The organism is Leclercia sp. UBA2479 (assembly GCF_002341985.1).
GTDB classification, from domain to species: Bacteria; Pseudomonadota; Gammaproteobacteria; order Enterobacterales; family Enterobacteriaceae; genus Enterobacter; species Enterobacter pneumoniae.
The window spans coordinates 971,725-996,831 of the sequence record NZ_DDPB01000009.1 but is presented as its reverse complement, the minus strand read 5'-3'; the positions used below and the strand labels follow the sequence as shown (position 1 = coordinate 996,831).

Here is a 25,107-nt window from a genome sequence, read left to right as displayed (position 1 = left end):
GATCAGGGGCTCCTCATGAGTGCGTTAAATAAAAAAAGTTTTCTCACTTATCTGAAAGAAGGCGGTATTTACGTTGTTCTTTTAGTGTTACTGGCCATTATTATTTTCCAGGACCCCACGTTCTTAAGCTTATTGAACTTGAGTAACATCCTGACCCAGTCCTCCGTGCGTATTATCATCGCCCTCGGCGTTGCCGGGCTGATTGTAACCCAGGGGACTGACCTCTCTGCCGGACGTCAGGTGGGTCTGGCTGCGGTCGTCGCCGCAACGCTGTTGCAGTCGATGGAGAACGCCAACAAGGTGTTCCCGGAGATGGCAACCATGCCGATTTTCGTGGTTATGCTCATCGTCTGCGCAGTGGGTGCCGTCATTGGTCTGATTAACGGCATTATCATCGCTTACCTGAACGTGACGCCGTTTATCACCACCCTGGGTACGATGATCATCGTTTATGGTATCAACTCCCTGTACTACGACTTCGTAGGCGCGTCGCCTATTTCTGGCTTCGACAGCGGATTCTCCTCCTTCACGCAGGGCTTTATCGCACTCGGGAGCTTCCGTCTTTCGTATATCACCTTCTATGCTTTGATTGCGGTGGCCTTCGTCTGGATCCTGTGGAACAAGACCCGTTTTGGCAAAAACATCTTCGCTATCGGCGGCAACCCGGAAGCGGCAAAAGTGTCTGGCGTTAACGTTGGCCTGAATCTGCTGATGATTTATGCGCTGTCGGGTGTCTTCTATGCCTTCGGTGGGATGCTGGAAGCGGGCCGTATCGGTTCGGCAACCAACAACCTCGGCTTTATGTACGAACTGGATGCGATTGCAGCCTGTGTAGTGGGCGGCGTCTCGTTCAGCGGCGGTGTGGGTACCGTACTCGGCGTGGTAACGGGGGTCATTATCTTTACCGTTATCAACTACGGTCTGACCTATATCGGCGTGAACCCTTACTGGCAGTACATTATCAAGGGCGGCATTATTATCTTCGCCGTTGCGCTGGATTCATTGAAATACGCGCGTAAGAAATAATCTATCCATCTGTTATCAGGCCCGCTCACTGAGCGGGCTTTTTTATTTCCAGCAAAGAAGAAAGGGTGGGCTAGTTTCGTGGCGACGCAACGTATTCTGCAACGTTCGAATGTTAACGCAAAGCAGAAGTGGCACCTGAGCTGCGAGACACAGATGTCCTGTTAACGTTCAGGGAAAGATCGAAAAGGCCCGCTTTGTGCCAGAAGAGGACATTGATGGCCAAGTTTAAGTACCTTATCGCTGTGAATGAAAATGGCAATTATCTTGCTGCCAGTAAACGCGATCGTTTCATAGAAATCCCTCCTGCATTCAAGTTAGGAGAAAATTCTAATTATGCCTGTATCGATTTACGGGGGATTACCCCGCCTCTGGCCCCGAATAATTAAAGATCTTGGCGTTCACGCTGCATGGGATAATTTCAGCACTTCGCACGGTCAGCCGGTCAGCCACCGAGTGCACGTTTTCGCTTTTAAGTGCCTTTTCAATCACCGCCAACAGTTAGCACCTGCCGAGCCGGATGATAAGCACCACCTCCGCCGGGGCCGGGCTGGTTGTGTGCGTATCCGCCGCGCGGGTGCCGGTTTCGGCCTGTTTCAGCGCAAATGCAATCTATTCTTCGTTATAAAGGGTCTTTTTCATGACGATGTCCTTACCAGCGAGATGGAAGAAAGACCGTATGCTTAACTTTAGACTGGTATTTTTTTCAGGGAGGAAATCATAACAATCTTCTTCATAAACAAATTAATGGGGAGTAAACTGTACCAGTTCTGCTAATGAGGCTTCACAGTTCAACTAAATACTAGGTGCTCCATAATGCATGTGAAGAAAGTCACTCTTAAAAAATTTAAAAAATATAAAGACTCAACATTAGATTTAAATAATGAGTTAAGCCTCCTTGTTGGAGGGAATAACTCAGGCAAATCCTCTTTACTTCAAGCGATGGCTACATGGCAGTTTTGCAAAACTCTTTTAGAGATTGAAAAAGGGCGACTAAGTTGGACGGCAACTGCAACGAACCAAGGTTTAGGTTTAGGTATAGTTGACTTCACACCAATGTTCCTACCATCACTCAGTCATTTATGGACGAATCTAAAATCACAAAAACAAACAGAAAATGACGGGTACACACTTAAAATAAAATTATTTTGGGATGACTCCGCAGGTAATGAAAAGTTTTTGGAGATGGGGCTATCTTTAGCGAACGATAGATTATTCATTAAAAACACTTCTAGCAATATCAACATCCAAGAAATTATAAACATTGATGGTTCTCCGAATAACACCAATATACCACAAATAGCTTATCTACCTCCGTTTGCGGGAATTACCGATCGAGAAAGTAGGTTGAGTCCAGCCATGCGAAACAGATTGATAGGGCAAGGTTTGTCTGGAGGGGTTATACGAAACTCGCTTTATGATATCCATCTGAACAATCAGAATAAACGACAAGCTTTAAAGCAAGGGAGAACAAAAATTGCCAACAAAGATCTTGCGGAACTGAGGGAAAATGACGCTTGGGAAATACTACAAAAGACACTATTCGACCTTTTCTCCTTAAAAATTGAAGTTACGCCATTTAATGATCAATATCATAGCTATCTAAAAATAGAGTGTACTGCTGGTAAAGTTAACGGTTATCAATTCACTAAACATAAAAATTTTAATGCTCGTGATATTATGGTTGAAGGGAGCGGATTTCTTCAATGGTTAAGTGTATATACACTAGCATTATCCGATGAATTTAACGTAATTCTACTTGATGAACCAGACGCTCACCTGCATACACAATTGCAAAAAAATCTTACCGAACGTTTAGAAGATATAACCATTAAAAAGGGTAAACAAGTTCTTCTAGCGACTCACTCCACTGAACTTATTAGAGCATATGAGCCCTACAAAATATTATCACTCTCAAATTCAAGGGGAAGATACCTTGGATCAGACGATGAGAAAATTGGTTTATTAAGTGGCATAGGCACAATGTTTAGCCCTAAAATACACAAACTCACTGAAGAAAAAAGATTATTAATTGTAGAGGGTGTTAGTGACGAAAGATTTTTAAAGAAAATATTTGAAAAATTACAATTAACTTGGCCGAAAAATATCGTCACATGGTTCTGGACAGGTAAATCATCGGAAAGATACCAACTTTACAAACAGCTCAAAAATGAAATTCCAGAATTAAAAGCCATTAGTATAAGAGATCGTGATGATGACAGTGATGGCTCGGTAGACTCAAACCTTAAGGATAAGGGTACAACCTATTCCGATGTAAATTTTCAAGCCATGAAATGGCGACGTAGACATATAGAAAACTATTTTTTGGATATATCAGCTATAGCTGCAGCTGCTGGGGTTAACGAGGAGCAAGTACGTGATTTTTTTGTCGAGAAACATGCGCTAGCAATGCCTGATTCAATAGTCGCAACGGACATTGCCGCAGCAATAAAAGACGCTCGTGGAAAAGAAATATTCATTGACGGTCAAGATGGCCTAAAAAAAGAATTTTCAATCACAAGAGATCAAGTGTTAAATAATATGGAGCAAAACAGCATTTGCGATGATCTTAAGCATTTCTGTCAATCTTTGATAATCTTCGCAACCTCTTAATCTACAATTGAGGTTATTACGTCGTATAGCTTATCACGTATCAAAGATGTTATTTCTGAGTTGTCACCCAGCAAACGCTAGTCAGTGTGCTGCATCTCAGGTACTCCGACGGCTTACACGATCTCGTAAGCCGTCATGACGCATCAGATCAATCCGCTGCACCTGCCCAGCGAAGTGCACGCTGGCAGTGTCAGCAGAGGCGGCAGTTTTGAGGTATTTCGCAGTGCGGAGCTTGGTGAACATCTGGAGTTTGATCCGCCCCTTGTTTGTTCGAGCAGTTACTTGGCCGGTGACCCGCGTTTTCGGAAATACAGACCTCTATAATCGGGATATCGGACTGACTTAGCAGTCAGTTAACATGTTCATTGGCTCTAAGGCAAAAAGGTCACGACAGTCCGTAGACGGCTGTACTGGCTGAATCCGACCATATATCGCTTGAGTCGGCCGATGTCCATATCAGCCATCGATATAAGTTCTGGTTCGGATACAGACCGGAAGGTTCTGGTACTACAGGCATACTTGGCCGCAGTATTACGGCAAAACAACAAAATTCGTGAAAAATTTCATGGATGAGCAATAACGCGTTACTCAGGGAACGGACTAAACAGGCAACCTCTGCTAACCGCTCATAGCAGCTGTCTTACATCCCCGTATATATCCACTCAGTGCTAAGAGCTGGCAATGAAAATACTAATTTATGATTCGTAGACCAACTGAAATAGACAACATGTCAATATCCAACCAACATAAAATGCGGATAGATACAAACATCGTATGTAATCGAAGCTTTACGCTTTAATTATTCACGCTAAGTTTTAATTATTATGGGTATAATTTTGTAATTAACTTACGCCATAATGAAATCTTTTTTTCATTCTAGGTCGATGAATCAGTCCAGGATGAATTTTTCAGATCGCTCGGTAATAAATATTTGCGATAATCATCTACAACGATCGATAGCATCTAGTTTGCTCGCTATCTGCAACATCGTACAATACAAGGATCTCGCTGGGATGCTTAGCGCAAATTTGTCCATCACTCCAATCGAGCTAGGATTCATCATGTGCCTGATGGTTGCTCCTTATAGCAAAGAAATTGCCATTCTCTGTATGTATTATTAATTGTCCATTATTATCAATGAGTTGAATCCATTCTTCGGTTTTAAATGGATTGTTTCACTATCAGACCAATTTTCTGTTCTTACGATATAAAGTTCCCAGCCCATGAACACCCCATTTGTTTAAGAACATTACCGTTAGCATAAATGTTCAAGCGAAAATTTGATATTTATTTTGTGAGTATGCACTAAAAAATACGAGATCAGCCAGCTTCAAAGAACAGATAAATTTGTAGTTAAAAATGACTGTTAGTATGAGTGACAATGACTTTTTCTGTTTTGTATACGCATTACGTACGGTCAATCAGCATCAATTGTGAGAGTTGCTGATGGCCGCTCTTAGCTCTTAGTAGATCTTCAACTCAGTTAGTTTGCCCGCTTCGTGCCAGAGGCGGACGTTGATACCCATTTAAATTTTAAGTACGGAGTTATATTAGTGGACAGTTCGGGAAATGGATTTTTTTGTAGGTTATGAGCATCATTTAATGAGCAAATAAAGACAATTTATTGATTTAGCATTCGTGACTATCATCTAGGTGCAACAAAGAATTTTGATGAGCGAGGATAGACTTATCGCTAAAGTGAATGCCATTCAGTCAAATTTCGGATAAAATACATACCGATGAGCGGGTTTCTAGCGGATGAAAGGTACATGAAATGACAAGGCAACAAGCTATTGATTCTTACAAAAAAAATAATTTTAAAGAGATGCCGAATAATTTATCAGGAATTAGCACTGATGTTTTAGTTAAAGGTTCGATCGTTGTTCGTATTGGGGGGGATCCGGGTTATGCGCACTTCGCTAGGCTTATTGAGTCTGCTAATTCTGGCCTAAAGAATGTAGTTAAAATCTTTTCGCACAATGAGCCTTTAGGAGTTGTTAATGATCTAAATAATAATAATGAGTATTCAATTACTGAGATTGAATTACTAACTGACATGTCCTATCAAGAAATTAGCGATTACAGAGAATGGGCCTCAACAGCTTTAAATGAAATAAGAATAGGAAAAAAACCTGAAACTGATCCCTTTGATTTGGCTGATGACATACAAAAACTATTCGTGTATGCCCAGCAAAACAAGTTATTTCTTGATTTGGTCAAGCCCCAAAACATAATGAAGCGTGGTAATACATTTATAATAGTAGACCCATTTGCTTGAATGACCAAGAGCGAGGATTTTGAGGGCAGTATTTGCCCACTTTCCTGCTTATAGGTCAACGCACCATGAACTCACAGGTATACCGCACTAATATTAGTTATGTGAGGTAACATTTAAGAGCCATGGATTGAAATAACTTAATCTATGGCTCTTAAATTTAAAGATACAAGCTCATCGGTATGCCTTGTCCGACCTCAAGAGCAGATTTTCCCATCCATGTATCATGAACAACAAATCCGTATTTTTCAAAATGATTTTTAAGTGGTAAGTCAGCAGCAGTAAGATATATTTCTTCAATGCTTTCTTTCTTACAATACTGTATAGCATTTTCCAAAACTCAGCGAAAAGCCCGAGGCCATGATAGTATTGGAAGTCATATATTTGTGGGATTACTGGCGTGTAGGGATTCACAAGCATTATATCGACAATCATTAAAATATTAGGATAGGTATGTGCTAAGATAAATTGGATTGACTCTTTATCATCCAACTCTATATCCTGAACCTCTCCATATATGTATAAAATATCTTTACTAACATTTTCTTTTATATGCCTAGATACTTTTTTATACAATAATGGGTCGCTAGTTTGATATTCCTTTGCAAATGAAAACTTATTCTGATTGGGGTGTGCATTACTGAAACGATCCCAAGCTCAATGCCTATTTGAAAAATATCATTGGGTTTTTTCTTACAAGATATTCTGTTCGACCAATACCATACTCTGTGAATTTTACTGGCATGGTGAATTTTCTAGTAATTGATCCAAAAGGAAGTACTGAGTTGAGTATCTTTTGATTTTCCATAATTCATGCCTCATAATTATTTTATTGGAATAATCTATCTTTATCCCAAGTAATAAAACAATACAAAAATTTATTTATCGACCTATGACGTACATCAAGAAGGGTCGTATCCGAGGAAGTGGCCAAAGCTTATACCATCATGTTTTTAATAAATCTTAATAGCAGTTCAAGTGGTGCTGTGAGCTAATGTCAGGTAATGGAAGAACCATGTATTTTGCCTACAGAGTCCTAAATCATAACGTCTGTTCCTCGCTCATTGCAGATATCAGTTCAAGGACATTTGTCATCACACTCTGACTGCACGTATCCATGAAAAAGCCCGCGATAGGGAGTCAGTCCAATAGCGGGCTCTTTGTGCAACGTTCAGACTTGCCGTCTCATTTTCGCCGTAAATAAAACTGCTACTTTTTCTCTTTTTTCTGGAAATCCAGCAACTGCTCCGGCGTGACCGCCGGGTAACCCTGCGCATCTTCCGGCACTTCGTGTTGGGTGGGGATCGGCACCAGTGGACCTAAAAAGCGCGGTTCACGTTTGAAGAGATAGAGATCGGCCATCGCACCCAGACGTGCGCCAAATTCGCGTACCCGTACGGTGAGCATATCTTTCGGGGACGGGACCGCGTAGCACTGGGCCTGGATGCCCATATGCAGCGCAATAAACAGCGCGCGTTCGCAATGGAAGCGCTGAGTGATAATGATAAAGTCGTTGGTATCAAAGACTTTACGGGTGCGCACAATCGAGTCCAGGGTACGAAAACCAGCATAGTCGAGCACGATATCCGCGGGATCGACCCCGGCGGCAATCAGATCTTTACGCATTGTGACCGGCTCGTTATAGCTCTGGAGCGCATTATCGCCGCTCAGCAGCAGGTAGTTTACCTTGCCGCTGTTATAGGCATTCAGCGCCCCCTGAATACGGTAGCGGTAGTACTGATTGATCACCCCGGTGCGGTAATATTTGGCGGTACCCAGCACCACGCCCACCTGGCGGTAAGGCAAGTCTTGCAGGTCGTCGAAGATGTAAGGGGCGGTTTTCCAGCTCATCCAGCGGTCGAGGCCAAGCGCAGTCAACAGCACGATGCCAGTCAGGACAAAGAGGCTGTAAAAAACGCGCTTAAACATGGAGATGACTCGTGTCGTGGGTGAAATTTCACTCAGGCTACTTTACCCGTCTGGTAAGCGCAAGAAACGGCGGTTTAATTGGGGGGATTTTCACCAGATACGCGGGCATTTCTGCCCGCGAAGCGGATCAGGCCAGCAAGGTGCGGTCAATATTCTGGCAGCCCAGCGCCTTCAGGGTTGCCACCGTAGCATCCCACTGAATGAGCGACGCATCAGCCTTTTCTGCCAGCATGGCGCGCTGAATGTCCGGATAATCATAGCCATTCAGACTCAGCAGATTCAGGGCACCCTGCAACGGGGGCAGGGTCGGGTTGAATGCCGCGTTCTCAGCATAGCTACCCGTGAAGATCGTACCGTCCCGGCACTCCAGGGCCACACCGCTCGGGGCGTTACTATAAGGGGCGTGGGATTGGTTAGCGGCGGCGATGGCGGCCTGAGTTAAGGCGTCGCCACTCAGAGCGAACCCCTGATTCTGCTCATCCATCAGGAGGGTTTTGATCTCCAGATCTTTTGGACCAAAAGCATCAGGCAGATAATCGGCCAGCGTATGAGGGGCACGACCAGGCAGGTTGATGCGCAGCTCTAAGCCGCTATTCAGCTCATTCATAAACTGACGACAGTGGCCGCAAGGCGTGTAATTCACCGTGATGGCGCTCAACCCTTTTTCACCGCGCAGCCAGGCATGACTGATGGCGCTCTGCTCGGCATGCACCGTCTGCTGCATGGTGGAGCCCAGGAACTCCATATTGCCGCCAAAATACCAGGTGCCGCTCACGCCGCGCGCAATGGCACCGACGTTGAAGTGCGAAAGATCAGCGCGTGCGCAGGCGGCGGCCAGCGGCAGTAGCGCAAAGGCCAGCGCGTCGTCATCCAGATCGGTTGCCCGTTTCAGTGCGGTGACCTGTTCAGCCGTCAGCAGGGCGGGGAAGTGCGCATCTGCCAGAATCGGGGCCAGGGCTGATTGCAAATTCTCTGCAAGCTGGGCAAAAGCTGATTGAAAACGTGGGTGCATGGCATTGCCTCATAAGGATTAATGGATCGGTAGTGTACGGAGCCGCAACCGGTTTATATGTGACGGCGATCTCATTATGTGTGCAACTTATGAAACAGAAATGAAAAATGCGCGACGCGTCGCAAATTTTAGCCCATTACCGCCAGAATCACCGGGAACAGGAACGGCGCAAGAAGCGAGGTCATGATCCCGCAAATCACCAGCGCCAGCGAACTGAATGCCCCTTCCTGATAATCCAGCTCGGCACAGCGCGCGGTGCCAAGGGCATGCGACGCGGTTCCCATCGCTAAGCCGCGGGCTGCTTTGGTCCGAATACGCATCAGGTTCAGCAGCGTATGACCAAACACCGCCCCGAGGATGCCGACAAAAATCACGCAAACGGCGCTAATGGCCGGGATACCGCCAATGCTTCCGCCCACCGCCATCGCAATAGGGGTCGTGACCGATTTCGGTAAAATAGAGGCGGCGATTTGCGGTGATGCCCCCATCAGCAGTGCAACCGAGGTACCGGTGATCATCGCCACCACGCTGCCCACCAGGCAGATAGTGATGATGGATTTCCAGCGCGCACGGATTTGATGCAGCTGTTCATACAGCGGGAAAGCCAGCGCCACGACCGCAGGCTGCAGAAGATCGTTGAGCACTTTACTGCCAGCAAAATAGTGCTCGTACGAGATACCGGTCACCAGCAGGAAAGGGATGATAACCACCATCGCCACCAGTAACGGATTGAGCAGCGGCATCTTAAAACGCATGGCGAGCTTACGCGCGGCGAAGAAGACGGCCAGGGTTAACGGCAATGACCACCAGATATTTGCCATCATTTCTTACTCTCCTTCTCGCCAATTACTTTGCGCTCACCATGAACCAGGTGTGAACTCCAGCTCACCACCAGGAAGACCACCAGAGTGCTGATAAAACAGGAAACAACGATCGGACCATACTGGGCTTTTAGCAGGTCGTAATACTGCATCACCCCCACGCCGATGGGGACAAACAGCAGCGCCATATAGCGAATCAGCACCGAGCATCCCGGTTTAACCCACTTCGCCGGAATGATCTGCAGCGCCAGTAAGACAAAGAGGATCAGCATGCCTATGATGCTGCCCGGAATGGTGATCGGCAGCAGCGATGCCAGGAAGTTACCCACGTAGAGGCAGAGATAGATAAATATGAACGCGCGCAGATACTGCCAGACGTTATTCAATGATTTGTTCATGGTGAAAGCCCTTGAAGAAACGCATTCATCATACAATTAAACCCGGAAACGTGCTACGGATCACATCATGAAATTTGAGCATACCAGACATTGCTTTTTGGAACGTCGGGCATTTCCACAAACACGGGTGACAAGCCTTCACTGACGATATACGATTTATATATGAATCATTACGGAGTATATAAATGGGTATCGTAAAAATTTCCGACCTGCTGCATGACGACATTCGTGATGCCAGCAAAGCCATGTCACGTTCGGTCAATGCTCAGGCCGAATACTGGATCCGCCTCGGTATGATGAGTGAGCTCTACCCTGAACTTAATCATCAGCAGATCAAGATGATGATGCTGAAATCCGGCTCCGACCGTTTACTGGAGGTGATCAATGCCATCAATTCTCATTAAAAGCGCAGATGAGCTGGCGCGCCAGCGTCATGCGGGCGAACTGCTGGCCTCGGTCTTTACCATGCTGGACGACTTTATTAAGCCAGGCGTCACCACCATGGAGATCAACGACCGGGTGGAAGCCTTTATTGTTAATCAACTTCAGGCCCGTCCGGCCAGTAAAGGGCAGTACGATTTTCCGTATGTGCTTAACACCTCGGTGAATGATGTGGTTTGCCACGGTATCCCGAAATCGTCCGAGCACCTGAAATCCGGGTCCATCGTCAATGTCGACATCACGCTCGAAAAAGCGGGCATGATTGCCGACTCCAGTAAAATGTATCTCATTGGCGACGTCTCGCCGCTGGCCCGTCGACTGGTTAATAAAACGTACGAGGCGATGTGGAGAGGGATTAAGGCCGTGAAGCCGGGCGCGACGCTGGGGGACATTGGTCATGCGATTCAGTCTTATGTCGAGAGCAACGGCTACAGCGTGGTGCGGGAATATTGTGGGCACGGTATCGGCAAAGAGATGCACGAAGAGCCGCAGGTCTTGCACTATGGAAAGCCCGGTGAGGGCGCCGTGCTCAAAGAAGGGATGGTCTTTACCATCGAGCCGATGATCAACCAGGGCGACAGCCGTATCAAGACCAAAAAAGATGGCTGGACGGTGGTGACCCGCGACAAAAAACTCTCGGCCCAGTGGGAACATACCATCGCCGTCACGGCGGAGGGTTTTGAAGTGCTGACGCTGCGCCCGGAAGAGACGGTGCCTGAGTAAGCGCCGGACTTTCCACATACCGGGAGAGCGGCTACTATAGCGCGTCTTTTTTCACAGGTACGAACAATGCGTGTATTACTGGCGCCGATGGAAGGCGTGCTCGACTCACTGGTGCGCGAGCTGCTGACCGAGGTTAACGATTACGATCTCTGCATCACCGAATTTCTGCGCGTGGTCGATATGTTGCTGCCAGTAAAGTCGTTTTACAGACTCTGCCCTGAACTCCACAACCAGAGCCGCACCTCTACGGGCACCCTGGTAAGGGTACAGTTGCTGGGGCAATATCCCGAGTGGCTGGCGGAAAACGCCGCACGGGCGGTGGAGCTGGGGTCGTATGGCGTAGATCTCAACTGCGGCTGCCCGTCAAAGCTGGTTAACGGCAGCGGCGGCGGGGCCACGCTATTAAAAGATCCTGAGCTTATCTACCGTGGCGCAAAGGCGATGCGCGAAGCGGTACCCGCGCACCTGCCGGTGACGGTAAAAGTGCGGTTGGGATGGGACAGCAGCGATCGCCAGTTTGAGATTGCCGATGCCGTGCAGCAGGCGGGGGCCAGCGAGATGGTGGTGCACGGGCGTACTAAAGAAGATGGCTACAAGGCGGAACGCATTAACTGGCAGGCCATCGGCGAGATCCGTAAACGCCTGTCGATTCCGATTATTGCCAACGGTGAGATCTGGGATTACGAAAGTGCCCAGGCCTGTATGGCCGCTACCGGCTGTGATTCGGTCATGATTGGCCGTGGCGCCCTGAACGTGCCCAATCTGAGCCGGGTCATAAAATATAACGCGCCGCGCATGCCCTGGGCGGAGGTGGTGACCTTGCTGCAAAAATACAGTCGTCTGGAAAAGCAGGGTGATACCGGGTTGTATCATGTGGCGCGCATTAAACAGTGGCTCAGTTATCTGCGCAAAGAGTATGACGAGGCGCTGTCGTTATTTCAGGAGATCCGCACGCTGCAAACCTCAGCAGAGATTGCGCGCGTCATCCAGGCAAAATAATACCCGCTCGTGCAGGCTCCGTGCTTTTAGATGCCTCTTTCGCTCAGTATTAAAGGGCCTTTGGTACGCAAATCGCCTGCGGGCTGTACAGTGGCCGAGAGCGATCTCCATCACGTTTCTGTTCGTGGCGGATTGAGGCTACGAATGAAAGTGATAGAGTACCTGAACTGGATTGTTACTGCTGCGGCAGGCAAAACCTGATTTCTGGCTTCCGCCGGAGGTCAGGTTTTTTTGTTTTTGGGGTTCCGATGATCATCGCCAAAATTCTTAATAATAATGTGGTGGTTGTTCAGGATGAACACGGGCGCGAACAGGTCGTGATGGGTCGTGGGCTGGCCTTTCAAAAGCGCGTGGGTGAGAACCTGGATAAAGAGAAAGTGGAAAAGGTGTTCGCACTGCAAAGTGACGAACTGGTGCATCGCCTCGGGGAGCTTCTCAGTCAGATCCCTCTGGAAGTGATGACCACCTGTGACCGCATTATCGGGCTGGCGGCGCAGCGACTGGGTAAATTGCAGGAGAGTTTATACATCACCCTGACCGACCACTGCTACTTCGCCATTGAGCGGCAGAAGAAGGGGCTGGCGATTAAAAACGTGCTGCTGTGGGAGATCAAACGTCTTTATCCAAAAGAGTTTGAACTGGGACAGGAAGCCCGGGCCATCATCGCCAGAAGGCTCGACGTCGCCTTAGCCGAAGATGAGGCCGGCTTTATCGCGCTGCATCTGGTCACCGCCCAGTTGAATAGCGAAATGCCGGAGGTGATGCACGTTACGCGCGTGATGCAGGAAATTCTGCAGCTAGTGAAGTATCAACTGCAGCTGGAGTATGACGAGGAGTCGCTCAGTTATCAGCGCTTCGTCACCCACCTAAAGTTCTTCGCCCAGCGCATGCTGACGCGAACCGTCGTGGAAGATGACGACGTCTCGCTGCATACCGCGGTGAAAGATAACTATGCGAAGGCGTGGAAATGCGCCGAGAAGATCGCACAGCATCTGCAAAAAAGTTATCAGCGCGAGCTGACAACCGAAGAGATTATGTTCCTCGCTATCCATATTGAGCGGGTAAGAAAAGAGGGGCGTTGAGCCTCAACAACTGGATTGTTACTGCATTACGCAGGCAAAACCTGAGCGCGGCCCCCTGATGGGGGGTCATTCTCGGGTTTTTTTTATTTTTAGTCTCAGTCAACGGATGCCTGCGGGCATTGAAGAAGGAAATCGAGATGGAATATCAAGCATTGGCAAAGGATATTCTCGCCCACGTCGGGGGCAAGGAGAACATTGTCAGTCTGGTGCATTGCGCCACCCGGCTTCGCTTTAAACTGAAAGAGAGCCAAAAGGCGGATGCTGAGGGGCTGAAGAAAAACCCGGGCGTGATTATGGTTGTCGAAAGCGGCGGCCAGTTCCAGGTGGTGATCGGCAACCACGTTAACGATGTGTGGAAAGCCGTTCGTCATGAAGCCGGGCTCACCGATGATACGCCGGTGACGGAAGAGGCGGGCGACAAAGGTAATCTGCTTGGCCGTTTGATCGACATCGTTTCGGGCATCTTTACTCCCTTTATCGGCATTCTGGCCGCCTCCGGTATTTTAAAAGGGCTGCTGGCGCTGGCGGTAGTCTGCGGCTGGCTGACCACCGACAGCGGCACTTACAAAATCTGGTTTGCGGCGAGCGATGCGCTCTTCTTCTTTTTCCCACTGGTGCTGGGTTACACCGCCGGTAAGAAATTTGGCGGTAATCCCTTCATCACCATGGTCATCGGGGGGGCATTAACCCATCCGATGATGATTCAGGCCTTTGAGGCCAGCCAGCAGGCAGGAGCGATGGAGGACGCTTTCCTCGGGATCCCTGTCACCTGGTTCAACTACAGTTCATCGGTGATTCCGATCATTCTCGCTGCCTGGGTCAGCTGCTGGCTGGAGAAGCAGAGCGTAAAACGCCTGCCCTCTTCGATGAAAAACTTCTTTACCCCGCTCATCTGTCTGGGCGTGACCGTGCCGCTGACCTTCCTGGTCATTGGGCCGATTGCCACCTGGCTTAGCCAGATGCTGGCAAACGGGTACCAGTGGATCTACGTGCTGGCGCCGTGGCTGGCAGGGGCGGCAATGGGGGCGCTCTGGCAGGTCTGCGTGATCTTCGGCCTGCACTGGGGGCTGGTGCCGCTGATGATTAACAACCTTGCGGTACTGGGGCATGACTCTATGCTGCCAATGTTGCTGCCGGCGGTGTTTGGCCAGGTAGGCGCCGCGCTGGGTATCTTCCTGCGTACCCGTGATAGCCGTCAGAAAATGTTGGCCGGTTCGTCCGTCACCGCAGGGATTTTTGGCATCACCGAACCGGCAGTCTATGGCGTGAACTTGCCGCTGCGTCGTCCGTTTATCTTTGGTTGTGTGGCGGGGGCTATCGGCGGCGCGATTGTGGGTTTCAGCGATACTCACGTCTACTCCTTTGGCTTTGCCAATATCTTTACCGTGGCGCAGATGATCCCGCCAGGCGGCGTGGATGCCACCCTGTGGGGCGGTATTATCGGTACGCTGGTGGCACTGGTGTTGAGCTGTGCCATGACGTTGGTGGCCGGGATGCCGGGCCGGGCAGCGGAATCCACCCCGGTGGCGGTGCCCCCGGGTGAAAACGATGTGCTGTCGCCGATGACCGGCACCGTACTGGCTCTGGATCAGGTGCCGGATACCACCTTTGCCAGCGGGCTGCTGGGCAACGGGGCGGCAATTATTCCTTCAGACAACAAAGTGATCGCCCCATTTGCCGGGGAGGTGGCCTCGCTGTTTGCCACCAAGCATGCCATCGGCCTGCTGAGCGACAGCGGCATTGAAGTGCTGATTCATGTGGGAATCGACACCGTTAAGCTCGACGGCAAACCCTTTACCGCTCACGTGAAGGTGGGTGACAAAGTTCAGCCGGGCGATCTGCTGCTGGAGTTCGATCGCCAGGCGATTATCGATGCCGGCTACGATCTGGCGACCCCTATCATTATCAGTAATAGCGACGAGTACCGGGACGTTGCCACCGTGGCGGCCACTGCCGTCAATGCGGGCACGCCGTTACTCTGCGTCAGCCATTAATAACAGGAGAACCTATGAAAACGTTTCCGAATGATTTCTTGTGGGGCGGCGCGGTTGCCGCTAATCAGGTAGAAGGGGCTTATCTGGAGGATGGCAAAGGATTATCCACCTCTGACGTGCAGCCGCAGGGGGTCTTTGGCCCGGTGGTGGAACGGGTTGCGGGCGACAGCGGCATCAAAGACGTGGCGATCGATTTTTATCACCGTTATCCGGAAGATATCAGTCTGTTTGCCGAAATGGGCTTCAGCTGCCTGCGCGTCTCTATTGCCTGGACGCGTATCTTCCCGAACGGTGACGAGCAGCAGCCAAACGAAGCCGGGCTGGCCTTTTATGACAAGCTCTTTGACGAACTGGCCGCCCACGGCATCACGCCGCTGGTGACGCTCTCCCACTACGAAATGCCCTGGGGCCTGGTGAAACAGTACGGCGGCTGGGGCAGTCGTCAGACCATCGGCTTCTTTGAGCGGTACGCGCGCACCGTATTTACACGCTATAAAGAGAAGGTGAAGCTGTGGCTCACGTTCAATGAGATCAACATGTCCCTGCACGCGCCGATGACCGGCGTCGGCCTGCCGGAGAGCAGCAGTAAAGGCGAAGTCTATCAGGCGATCCACCACCAACTGGTGGCCAGCGCACTGGCGGTCAAAGCCTGCCACGAGATCATTGCGGAGGCGAAAATTGGCAATATGCTGCTGGGCGGCCTGGTCTATCCGCTGACCTGCAAACCTGAAGATGTGCTGGAAGCGCTGCAGGAGAACCGCGCCTGGCAGTTCTTCGGTGATGTACAGTGCCGCGGGGCGTATCCGGGCTATATGCTGCGCTTCTTCCGCGAAAACGGCATCCAGTTGGAGATCACCGACGCCGATCGCGAGGCGCTGAAATCAACCGTCGATTTTATCTCTTTCAGCTACTACATGACCGGCTGTGTGACCACCGATGAAGCGCTAAACCAGCAGGCACGCGGCAACATCCTGAGCATGGTCCCCAATCCGCACCTGGCCAGCTCAGAATGGGGCTGGCAGATTGACCCGATTGGCCTGCGTACGCTGCTGAACGTGCTGTGGGATCGCTATCAGAAGCCGCTGTTTATTGTGGAAAATGGACTTGGTGCGAAGGATAAACCGGATGCCGACGGCGTGGTGCAGGATGATTACCGCATCAGTTATCTGAACGATCACCTGGTGCAGGTTCGCGAGGCGATTGACGACGGCGTCGAGATCATGGGGTATACCAGCTGGGGGCCGATTGATCTGGTCAGCGCCTCGAAGGCCGAGCTGTCAAAACGCTATGGCTTTATCTACGTTGACCGTGACGACAAGGGTAACGGCACCCTGGCGCGGAGCCGTAAGAAGAGCTTCTGGTGGTATCAGGAGGTGATTGCCACCAACGGGGCAGCGCTAAAAGAGTAACGCAGGAAACATCCCGGCAGGGGTCAGCCTGCCGGGGTATCGCTTAGAAGATCATCTTAAACACACCCGTCACCACCAGTAACCCAATCAGAAATATAACTAAAATAACCCATAGCAAAATTTTCATTGTCAGTTCCCTCATCTGTGTATTTTCCCTTTAAGTGTAGCAACCATGACAAAAGCGGCCTGATTTTAGTCAGGATCTATACTTACCTCTTTGTCCTTGAGGAGGTGAGTATGACGGCAACACAACGGGTCGCGATTGTGACCGCATCCGATTCCGGCATCGGTAAAACCACGGCACTGATGCTGGCAGAGCGCGGATTTGATATAGGCGTCACCTGGCATTCGGACGAAGAGGGGGCAGCGAAGACCTGCCGGGAGGTAGAAGCCCGTGGCCGCCGCGCGGAGTCCATTCACCTCGATTTAAGCACGCTTCCGGAGGGGGCGAAGGCCATCGAGACGCTGATTGCCCGCTTTGGGCGTCTCGATGTGCTGGTCAATAACGCCGGGGCGATGACCAAAGCCCCGTTCCTCGAGATGAAATTTGAGGAGTGGCGCAGCATCCTCACCGTCGATGTGGACGGGGCCTTTCTCTGTTCGCAGATTGCGGCGCAGCAGATGGTGAAGCAGGGGCAGGGCGGGCGCATTGTGAACATCACGTCAGTGCATGAACATACGCCGTTACCGGAGGCCAGCGCTTACACCGCGGCTAAACACGCCCTCGGCGGGCTAACCAAATCGATGGCGCTCGAGCTCGTCCACCACAATATTTTGGTCAATGCCGTGGCGCCGGGCGCTATTGCCACGCCGATGAACGACATGGATGACAGCGAAGTGAAGCCGGGTTCGATGCCCGAAATCCCGCTGGCGCGGCCTGGGCACACCAAAGAGATCGCCAGTCTGGTCGCCTGGCTATGCGATAGCGATGCCAGTTACACCACCGGCCAGTCGTTTATCGTTGATGGGGGCTTTATGCTGGCCAATCCGCAGTTCAAGCCCCAGTCGTAGCCGGGGTTAATCGCGCTTATTCTCACGGCGCTTTAACCACAGGCGTATCAGCACCACCAGCACCAGCACGCCAATCAGCCATACCCAGTGGCGCAGGTGCTGGTCAAGGCTATGCAGCCACGGGCCTATCACTTCTCCACCCGCGTAACCCAGGGTGGAGAAGATCAGCGCCCAAACAATGGCGCCGAGGATATTTAGCGGCAGGAAGATTTTGGGCGGAAGACGGCTGGCCCCGATGAGCAGCGGGCCGATAATGCGAAAGCCATACATAAAGCGGGTGCCGATGACAAACAGGTAAGGGTGGCGCTGAATCAGTTTTTGCGCCCGCTGGATTTTTTTCTGATGGCGAGAGAAGCGCCGTAACAGCGCGGGGCCAAAGCGGACGCCAAGAAAATAGAGCAGTTGATCGCCGATCATCCCCCCCAGCGCCACGGCAGCTACCACCAGCGGGAATTTCAACAGGCCCTGGTGCGCGGCCACGCCGCCCAGAAGCGTAATGGTTTCCCCTTCTGCCACGCTGCCTATCACTAACGCGGCGTATCCGTATTGTTCTATCAGTGCATTGATATCCATAAGATAAGCGTAGTTCCTCTCTGGCCATAACGGCATTTTTTATGCTGTACACAAAATAATCTGATGCCTGGATTATACTTAAGTATCGCTGTACGGGCCGACAACAAGGGGGCGTTATGAACCATGTCTGGGGACTTTTTTCCCATCCCGACCGTGAAATGCACGTTATCAGAAGTGAAAACGAAACCGTCAGTCATCACTATACCCATCATGTGTTGCTGATGGCGGCGATCCCCGTCATTTGCGCGTTTATTGGCACCACGCAGATTGGCTGGGATTTTGGTGATGGCACAGTTATACAACTCTCCTGGATGACCGGCCTGGCGCTTGCGGTGATCTTTTACGGCATGATGCTGGCCGGTGTGGCGATCATGGGGCGCGTGATTTACTGGATGGCGCGCAACCACCCGCAGCGTCCCTCCCTCACGCTCTGTATGATCTTCGCCGGCTATGTTGCTACTCCGCTATTTTTAAGCGGCATTGTGGCGATTTACCCGCTGGTCTGGCTCTGTGCGCTGGTGGGCACCGTTGCGCTGTTCTATACCGGCTATTTGCTGTATGTCGGCATTCCCACCTTCCTCAATATCAATAAAGAGGAGGGGCTCAGTTTCTCCAGCTCGACGCTGGCTATCGGCGTGCTGGTGCTGGAAGCGCTGCTGGCGCTGACTGTTATTCTCTGGGGTTATGGGTATCGCCTGTTCTGAATGCACTGCATTGCTGGCGTAATAGCCAGCAATGCAGCATCTGTTCACGATTATCTTCTGGCAGCCAGGCATCCGGGCGGCTATGATGACGTTTGCCAGCCGGTGATGCCTCACTTCATCGGCGGTGTACGTTATCACGTGCGTGAATAATTATCTGAAGTCTCCCCATGCTGAAATTCCGCGTTTCTATACTGAGCCTTGCCCTGTTGCTGACCGTACCTGTTGCGACACCGGCCCTCGCGAAAACCGCCGCCGTGACGACGGCAGCCCAGCCGGAAATTGCCTCCGGTAGCGCGATGATCGTCGATCTGAACACCAATAAGGTGATCTACGCCAGCCACCCAAATCTGGTGCGCCCGATCGCTTCCATCACCAAATTAATGACCGCGATGGTCGTGCTGGACGCACGACTGCCGCTGGATGAGAAACTAAAAGTCGATATCAGCCAGACGCCTGAAATGAAAGGGATTTACTCCCGCGTGCGCCTGAACAGCGAAATCAGCCGTAAAAATATGCTATTGCTGGCACTGATGTCCTCGGAAAACCGCGCGGCGGCGAGCCTGGCTCACCACTACCCGGGCGGCTATAACGCCTTTATCAAGGCCATGAACGCTAAGGCGAAAGCGCTGGGCATGACCCATACCCGCTTCGTAGAGCCGACAGGCCTGTCGATCCATAACGTCTCGACCGCGCAGGATCTGACCAAAATGTTGATTGCCAGCAAACAGTATCCGCTGATTGGCCAGTTGAGCACTACCCGAGAAGAGATGGCGACTTTTGCGAACCCGGCTTATACCTTGCCGTTCCGCAATACTAACCATCTGGTCTACCGGGATAACTGGAATATTCAGTTGACCAAAACCGGCTTTACCAACGCCGCAGGCCACTGCCTGGTGATGCGTACGGTGATCAAGGGTAAACCGGTGGCGCTGGTGGTGATGGATGCTTTCGGCAAATACACCCACTTCGCGGATGCCAGCCGTCTGCGTACCTGGATTGAGACGGGGAAAGTGATGCCGGTTCCGGCGGCGGCGCTGAGCTATAAAAAGCAAAAAGCGGCCCAGATGGCGGCGGCGGGTACTCTCGCCGGCGAACAGACCGCCCAGAACGACTAATTACTCCGGCAGCGTCCAGTCACCGTCGTTGAGTGGACGCTGCAAAATCAGGGTATCGCGCCAGTCCCCTTTCTTGTAACCCACGCTCCTGAGCTGTCCGGCCACTTCAAATCCGTGCTTTTTATGCAGGCGCAACGAGCCGGTGTTATTCGGCCCATCGCCGATGATGGCGATCATCTGCCGCCACGGCCCCTGTTCGCTGCGTGCAATCAACGCGCTGAGCAGGGCGCTGCCAAAACCCCGTCCCGGCGTGCTGGCGTCAACGTAGATCGACTCTTCAAGGGTGTAGCGATAGGCGGAGCGGGGACGGTATAGCGTCGCATAGCAGTAGCCCACCAGGATGCCGCGATAGAGGGCAACCAGCCAGGGTAATCCCTCTCCGGTCACGCTCTTGATGCGTTGACGCATCTCTTCTACCGTCGGGGGAACCTCTTCAAACGAAGCCCGCCCATTGAGGACATGCCAGGCGTAAATTGCCGCAATGGCATGCGCATCGTCGGGCAGCACATCGCGTACCACAACTTCCGTTTCGGTTAACATTTCTACAGCCGACATGGTCTGCCCATTCCTCATCAAAAAGCCAGAGAAACGTTTCTCTGGCACAGTGATGCTACTTTAGTCCTGCTGCATGTCGCTTAACAAATGCTTCTGCGACCCTTTCTGGTCTATTTCGTCGTTTGCAAAGTATCACCCGCTGGATTAGCCCCTTCAGCCCAGTTTTTGTGCTTAGTGGTTTTACCAATGCCGGGGTTCATACTGTTGGTGGGGTCATTTGCGCGATAAAACTGCTTTAATGCTTCTGGCGCTTCGTAGAGGTGGCCAACATTATGCTCCGCAGGATATTGCGCCCCGCGCGCCTGCAATAGCGCCAGCATTTGCTCCTTCAACGCATGGGCATCCACCCCTTTTTTGACGATATAGTCCTGGTGGAAGACATAACACATAAAGTGGCCGTAATAGAGCTTATGCACCAGCTGGCTATCGATCTCCGGCGGAAGCTGTTCAAACCACTCGGTATCATTGCGGCGCAGGGCGATATCCAGCGCAAGGATATCTTCAACTTCATCGGCATGAACCGCCTGATAACGGATAGCCGCGCCGGCGGCGGCGAAACGGTGCAAGAAAGCTTTGCTGCCTTCTTCCGGGGTACAGGCGAAGAAATCCCCGTCGGCGGTTTTGAAATATTCGCTTAACCAGCTTTGCGCTTCGGCAATACCGTCGCCCGCCATCTTCAGTAGCAGGTGATGCTCGTACTTATCGCGCCAGCTCTTCATACGTGGGGGCAGGTGTGCCGGGAAGGCGTTGCCCAGTTTCTGCATAAACCGGTCGGTAAAGTGCGGTTTAAAGAGCGAGACTTTCTCCAGCATCGCATCGGTACGCCCCTTCATAGTAAAGAAGAAGGGCATCTTGTCGGTACCGAGTTTGTCGATCATCAGGAACGTATCTTTGCCGTAACGCTCAGCAATATCGTAAATGTCCCGGTGCATATACTCACCCGCCACCGGCAGATGAGAGAACTCGCCAAGGATATGACGGCGAAGGGTGGTCAGGACCTCCGGCTGGTTGGTGCCAATATAGAACACCTGCTGATTTTTCTCGGCTTCAAAGGTGTCCAGGCGCACGGCAAAGACCGCCAGTTTGCCCGCACAGCCGGAGGATTCAAACAGTCGATCCGGGTCGGCGTTATACCGTGCCGGCGTATCGGCATCAATCTCGCGCACGCGGCTGATGTAATCATGATCGTGCGCGTGGCGCCCGTCATGAAGCACATCCTCATCTTTAACCCGATCGTCATCCAGCTTGCTAAGGATCTGCTCTGGCGTAACGCCCAGTTCAATACCGAGATGGTTCACCAGTTGAAGCTTGCCGTTTTCATCGATGCGCGCAAAGAGCGACATCTCGGTATACGCAGGACCGCGCTGCACCAGTGAGCCACCGGAGTTATTGCAGATACCACCAACTACCGACGCCCCAATGCAGGAGGAGCCAATCACCGAGTGCGGCTCGCGTCCCAGTGGCTTAAGCGCTTTTTCCAGTGAGTAGAGGGTGGTGCCCGGATAGGCCAGAACCTGTTCGCCGTTGTCCAGCAGGTGCAGCTTATCCAGTCGCAGGGTACTGATGATCACGATATCGCGGTCGTAGTCGTTACCGTTGGGGGTAGAACCTTCGGTCAGGCCGGTATTGGCTGCCTGCATCAGGATGATTTTATCGGCCTCAACGCAGAGGCTGAGCACGCGCCATAGTTCCAGCAAGGTTCCCGGGAATACCACCGCGAGCGCATCGCCCTGGCCGGAACGGAACCCTTTACGATAGCGGGCGGTCTTCGCCGCGTCGGTCAACAGGTGGGACGCGCCCACCAGTCGTGACAATTCATTGATAAATGCGTTGTTATCGTGCGTGTTGACGGAAGACATTTCCACTCCTTGTGATGAAGCAAACTCGTGCTCTACAGCATAGCGCGATTAATCTTTAGACGAACCTCTATTCACCAGAAAAATCAGAGAATAAACCCTGCAAGCGGCGCAGGGTTTATGGCACACTGCGTTTTTCGCACGGTCTGGCCGCGATTATCCGGCGGTTATTGATGAGAGAGTAAACGACATGAAATGGCTATGTTCTGTAGGTGTCGCTGTAAGTCTGGCACTGCAACCCGCGCTGGCTGATGAGCTGTTTGGCAATCATCCCCTGACGCCGGAAGCGCGTGACGCCTTTGTTACCGACCTGCTCAAGAAGATGACGGTCGATGAGAAAATTGGTCAGTTACGTCTTATCAGCGTCGGCCCGGATAACCCGAAAGAGGCCATCCGTGAGATGATCAAAGAGAGTCAGGTTGGGGCGATTTTCAATACCGTCACCCGCCAGGACATCCGCAAGATGCAGGACCAGGTGATGGAGTTGAGTCGCCTGAAGATCCCATTGTTCTTTGCCTATGACGTGCTGCACGGCCAGCGTACCGTCTTCCCGATTAGCCTGGGTCTGGCCTCCTCATTTAACCTCGATGCGGTGAAAACCGTGGGGCGCGTCTCGGCGTATGAAGCAGCCGACGACGGCCTGAATATGACCTGGGCGCCAATGGTCGATGTCTCTCGCGATCCGCGCTGGGGCCGCGCCTCGGAAGGCTTCGGGGAAGATACCTACCTTACCGCCACCCTGGGCAAAACCATGGTGGAAGCGATGCAGGGCAAAAGCCCGGCGGATCGCTATTCGGTGATGACCAGCGTAAAGCACTTCGCAGCCTACGGCGCCGTTGAGGGTGGTAAAGAGTACAACACCGTCGACATGAGCCCGCAGCGTCTGTTTAACGACTATATGCCGCCCCACAAAGCGGGGCTGGACGCGGGCAGCGGCGCGGTAATGGTCGCCCTGAACTCCCTGAACGGGACCCCGGCGACCTCGGATGCCTGGCTGCTGAAAGAGGTTCTGCGTGACGAGTGGGGCTTCAAGGGCATCACCGTTTCCGATCACGGGGCCATTAAGGAGCTGATCAAGCACGGCACCGCCTCCGATCCTGAAGATGCTGTGCGCGTCGCCCTGAAGTCTGGCATTAACATGAGCATGAGCGACGAGTATTACAGCAAATATCTGCCGGGGCTGGTCAAATCGGGCAAGGTCACCATGGTGGAGCTGGACGACGCGACCCGTCACGTTTTGAATGTGAAATATGACATGGGGCTGTTTAACGATCCGTACAGCCACCTGGGGCCGAAAGAGTCTGATCCGGTAGACACGAACGCCGAAAGCCGCCTGCACCGCAAAGAAGCCCGTGAAGTCGCCCGCGAAAGTCTGGTGCTGCTGAAAAACCGTCTCAATACGCTGCCGCTCGCCAAATCGGGCACCGTGGCGGTGATCGGGCCGCTGGCCGACAGCAAGCGCGACGTGATGGGGAGCTGGTCGGCAGCCGGGGTGGCGGACCAGTCGGTCACCGTGCTGACGGGTATCAAAAATGCGCTGGGCGACAACGCCACCGTGAAGTATGCCAAAGGTGCCAACGTGACTAACGATCAGGGCATCGTCACCTTCCTCAATCAGTATGAAGAGGCGGTGAAGGTCGATCCGCGTTCGCCAAAAGAGATGATCGACGAAGCGGTGAATACCGCGAAGCAGTCTGACGTCATCGTTGCCGTGGTGGGTGAAGCGCAGGGCATGGCCCATGAGGCCTCCAGCCGGACTGACATCACCCTGCCGCAAAGTCAGCGTGACCTGATTGCTGCGCTGAAGGCCACCGGCAAACCGCTGGTGCTGGTGCTAATGAATGGCCGTCCGCTGGCGCTGGTAAAAGAGGATCAGCAGGCGGACGCCATTCTGGAAACCTGGTTCGCCGGCACCGAGGGCGGGAACGCCATTGCCGATGTGCTGTTTGGCGATTACAACCCGTCCGGTAAGCTGCCGATGTCCTTCCCGCGTTCGGTTGGACAGATCCCGGTTTACTACAGCCACCTCAACACCGGCCGTCCGTACAACGCGGATAAGCCAAACAAATACACCTCACGCTACTTCGACGAAGCCAATGGCCCGCTTTATCCCTTTGGCTATGGCCTGAGCTACACCACATTTAGCGTCTCTGAGGTGAAAATGTCTTCCCCGTCGATGGCCCGTGACGGCAAGGTCACCGCCAGCGTGCAGGTAACCAACAGCGGTAAACGTGAAGGTGCGACCGTGCTGCAGATGTACATTCAGGACGTTACCGCCTCAACCAGCCGCCCGGTTAAACAACTGCGTGGGTTTGAGAAGATTAGCCTGAAGCCGGGCGAGACCAAAACCGTTAACTTCCCGATCGATATCGAGGCGCTTAAGTTCTGGAATCAGCGCATGAAGTACGATGCTGAACCGGGCAAATTCAACGTCTTTATTGGCCAGGACTCTGCGCGGGTAAACAAAGGCGAGTTCGAACTGCTGTAACCCCTCCTCCAGACATCCCCTGCCATGCGGGGGATGTCTCTCACGCGATGCAAATAACGTAATTTGGCGGTTAATTTCGCCATTTT

At 51.7% G+C, this 25,107-nt stretch carries 21 protein-coding genes and 2 pseudogenes; 14 read left to right on the top strand and 9 right to left on the bottom strand.

Annotation, left to right across the window (positions count from 1 at the left end):
* Positions 1-15: 15 nt before the first annotated feature.
* Positions 16-1,026, top strand: coding sequence for a galactose/methyl galactoside ABC transporter permease MglC (gene mglC, locus B3B59_RS14430; protein WP_040074800.1), 1,011 nt, complete (start codon positions 16-18; stop codon positions 1,024-1,026).
* 363 nt (positions 1,027-1,389) lie between these two features.
* Here mglC and B3B59_RS14425 read toward each other — a convergent pair.
* Positions 1,390-1,599: pseudogene (locus tag B3B59_RS14425) on the bottom strand (baseplate assembly protein); the annotation flags it as partial.
* Positions 1,600-1,839: 240 nt separating this feature from the next.
* On the opposite strand from B3B59_RS14425, the gene B3B59_RS14420 reads away from it, so the two are divergent.
* A complete protein-coding gene (locus B3B59_RS14420; RefSeq protein WP_286809398.1) occupies positions 1,840-3,636 on the top strand; it encodes an AAA family ATPase in 1,797 nt (598 codons plus the stop codon).
* Positions 3,637-3,716: 80 nt separating this feature from the next.
* On the opposite strand, the pseudogene B3B59_RS14415 reads toward B3B59_RS14420, so the two are convergent.
* Positions 3,717-3,921, bottom strand: a pseudogene (locus B3B59_RS14415) (phage virion morphogenesis protein); the annotation flags it as partial.
* A gap of 1,489 nt (positions 3,922-5,410) precedes the next feature.
* Between B3B59_RS14415 and B3B59_RS14410 the strand changes: the two are divergent.
* Positions 5,411-5,914, top strand: coding sequence for a hypothetical protein (locus B3B59_RS14410; protein WP_286809397.1), 504 nt, complete (start codon positions 5,411-5,413; stop codon positions 5,912-5,914).
* 1,206 nt (positions 5,915-7,120) lie between these two features.
* Here the strand turns inward: B3B59_RS14410 and sanA are convergent.
* From sanA to B3B59_RS14390, 4 genes are all read right to left on the bottom strand, one after another.
* Positions 7,121-7,840 (bottom strand): outer membrane permeability protein SanA, encoded by a 720-nt coding sequence (gene sanA, locus B3B59_RS14405; RefSeq protein ID WP_046884742.1) that lies wholly within the window; start codon positions 7,838-7,840, stop codon positions 7,121-7,123.
* Between the two features lie 127 nt (positions 7,841-7,967).
* Positions 7,968-8,852: a cytidine deaminase gene (gene cdd / locus B3B59_RS14400; RefSeq protein WP_046884743.1), complete on the bottom strand. Its 885-nt coding sequence runs from the start codon at positions 8,850-8,852 to the stop codon at positions 7,968-7,970.
* 128 nt (positions 8,853-8,980) lie between these two features.
* The gene (locus B3B59_RS14395; RefSeq protein WP_040074807.1) at positions 8,981-9,676 is read right to left on the bottom strand and encodes a CidB/LrgB family autolysis modulator; all 696 of its coding nucleotides are present in this window, start codon (positions 9,674-9,676) and stop codon (positions 8,981-8,983) included.
* Positions 9,673-10,071 carry a CidA/LrgA family protein gene (locus B3B59_RS14390; RefSeq protein ID WP_040074808.1) on the bottom strand — a complete coding sequence of 133 codons (399 nt, stop codon included), beginning with the start codon at positions 10,069-10,071 and terminating at the stop codon, positions 9,673-9,675. The genes B3B59_RS14395 and B3B59_RS14390 overlap by 4 nt, the downstream gene beginning before the upstream one ends.
* A 185-nt stretch (positions 10,072-10,256) precedes the next feature.
* Between B3B59_RS14390 and B3B59_RS14385 the strand changes: the two genes are divergently transcribed.
* From B3B59_RS14385 to B3B59_RS14355, 7 genes are all read left to right on the top strand, one after another.
* Complete coding sequence (locus tag B3B59_RS14385) at positions 10,257-10,475, top strand: ParD-like family protein (protein WP_004868736.1); 219 nt, start codon at positions 10,257-10,259, stop codon at positions 10,473-10,475.
* Positions 10,456-11,235: a type I methionyl aminopeptidase gene (gene map / locus B3B59_RS14380; RefSeq protein ID WP_207292098.1), complete on the top strand. Its 780-nt coding sequence runs from the start codon at positions 10,456-10,458 to the stop codon at positions 11,233-11,235. The genes B3B59_RS14385 and map overlap by 20 nt, the downstream gene beginning before the upstream one ends.
* Positions 11,236-11,301: 66 nt before the next feature.
* Positions 11,302-12,234: a tRNA dihydrouridine(16) synthase DusC gene (gene dusC, locus B3B59_RS14375; protein WP_286809393.1), complete on the top strand. Its 933-nt coding sequence runs from the start codon at positions 11,302-11,304 to the stop codon at positions 12,232-12,234.
* Between the two features lie 248 nt (positions 12,235-12,482).
* Entirely contained in the window at positions 12,483-13,316 is an 834-nt protein-coding gene (licT, locus tag B3B59_RS14370; protein WP_212477758.1) for a BglG family transcription antiterminator LicT, read from the top strand.
* A 137-nt stretch (positions 13,317-13,453) separates the two neighbouring features.
* Positions 13,454-15,310, top strand: coding sequence for a PTS beta-glucoside transporter subunit IIABC (gene bglF / locus B3B59_RS14365; RefSeq protein ID WP_046884747.1), 1,857 nt, complete (start codon positions 13,454-13,456; stop codon positions 15,308-15,310).
* Between the two features lie 14 nt (positions 15,311-15,324).
* A complete protein-coding gene (locus B3B59_RS14360; RefSeq protein ID WP_286809390.1) occupies positions 15,325-16,719 on the top strand; it encodes a glycoside hydrolase family 1 protein in 1,395 nt (464 codons plus the stop codon).
* 237 nt (positions 16,720-16,956) lie between these two features.
* Positions 16,957-17,730, top strand: a complete 774-nt coding sequence (locus B3B59_RS14355) for an SDR family oxidoreductase (RefSeq protein WP_040074815.1) — start codon at positions 16,957-16,959, stop codon at positions 17,728-17,730.
* A 6-nt stretch (positions 17,731-17,736) separates the two neighbouring features.
* Here the strand turns inward: B3B59_RS14355 and B3B59_RS14350 are convergent, their stop codons facing one another.
* On the bottom strand, positions 17,737-18,303 hold the full coding sequence (locus tag B3B59_RS14350) for a DedA family protein (protein ID WP_207292093.1): 567 nt from the start codon (positions 18,301-18,303) through the stop codon (positions 17,737-17,739).
* A 116-nt stretch (positions 18,304-18,419) separates the two neighbouring features.
* On the opposite strand from B3B59_RS14350, the gene B3B59_RS14345 reads away from it, so the two are divergent.
* From B3B59_RS14345 to pbpG, 3 genes are read left to right on the top strand one after another with little or no spacing between them, the layout of a single operon-like run.
* The gene (locus B3B59_RS14345) at positions 18,420-19,007 is read left to right on the top strand and encodes a Yip1 family protein (protein WP_040074817.1); all 588 of its coding nucleotides are present in this window, start codon (positions 18,420-18,422) and stop codon (positions 19,005-19,007) included.
* A complete protein-coding gene (locus B3B59_RS14340) occupies positions 19,008-19,157 on the top strand; it encodes a hypothetical protein (RefSeq protein WP_154298770.1) in 150 nt (49 codons plus the stop codon).
* Between the two features lie 17 nt (positions 19,158-19,174).
* Positions 19,175-20,122, top strand: a complete 948-nt coding sequence (pbpG, locus tag B3B59_RS14335; RefSeq protein WP_040074818.1) for a D-alanyl-D-alanine endopeptidase — start codon at positions 19,175-19,177, stop codon at positions 20,120-20,122.
* On the opposite strand, the gene B3B59_RS14330 is transcribed toward pbpG, so the two are convergent.
* Entirely contained in the window at positions 20,123-20,677 is a 555-nt protein-coding gene (locus B3B59_RS14330; RefSeq protein WP_207292092.1) for a GNAT family N-acetyltransferase, read from the bottom strand.
* A 110-nt stretch (positions 20,678-20,787) separates the two neighbouring features.
* The gene (dld, locus tag B3B59_RS14325) at positions 20,788-22,536 is read right to left on the bottom strand and encodes a D-lactate dehydrogenase (RefSeq protein ID WP_286809387.1); all 1,749 of its coding nucleotides are present in this window, start codon (positions 22,534-22,536) and stop codon (positions 20,788-20,790) included.
* Positions 22,537-22,723: 187 nt separating this feature from the next.
* Here dld and bglX point away from each other — a divergent pair, with 187 nt between their 5' ends.
* Positions 22,724-25,021 (top strand): beta-glucosidase BglX, encoded by a 2,298-nt coding sequence (gene bglX, locus B3B59_RS14320; RefSeq protein ID WP_286809385.1) that lies wholly within the window; start codon positions 22,724-22,726, stop codon positions 25,019-25,021.
* Positions 25,022-25,107 lie beyond the last annotated feature (86 nt).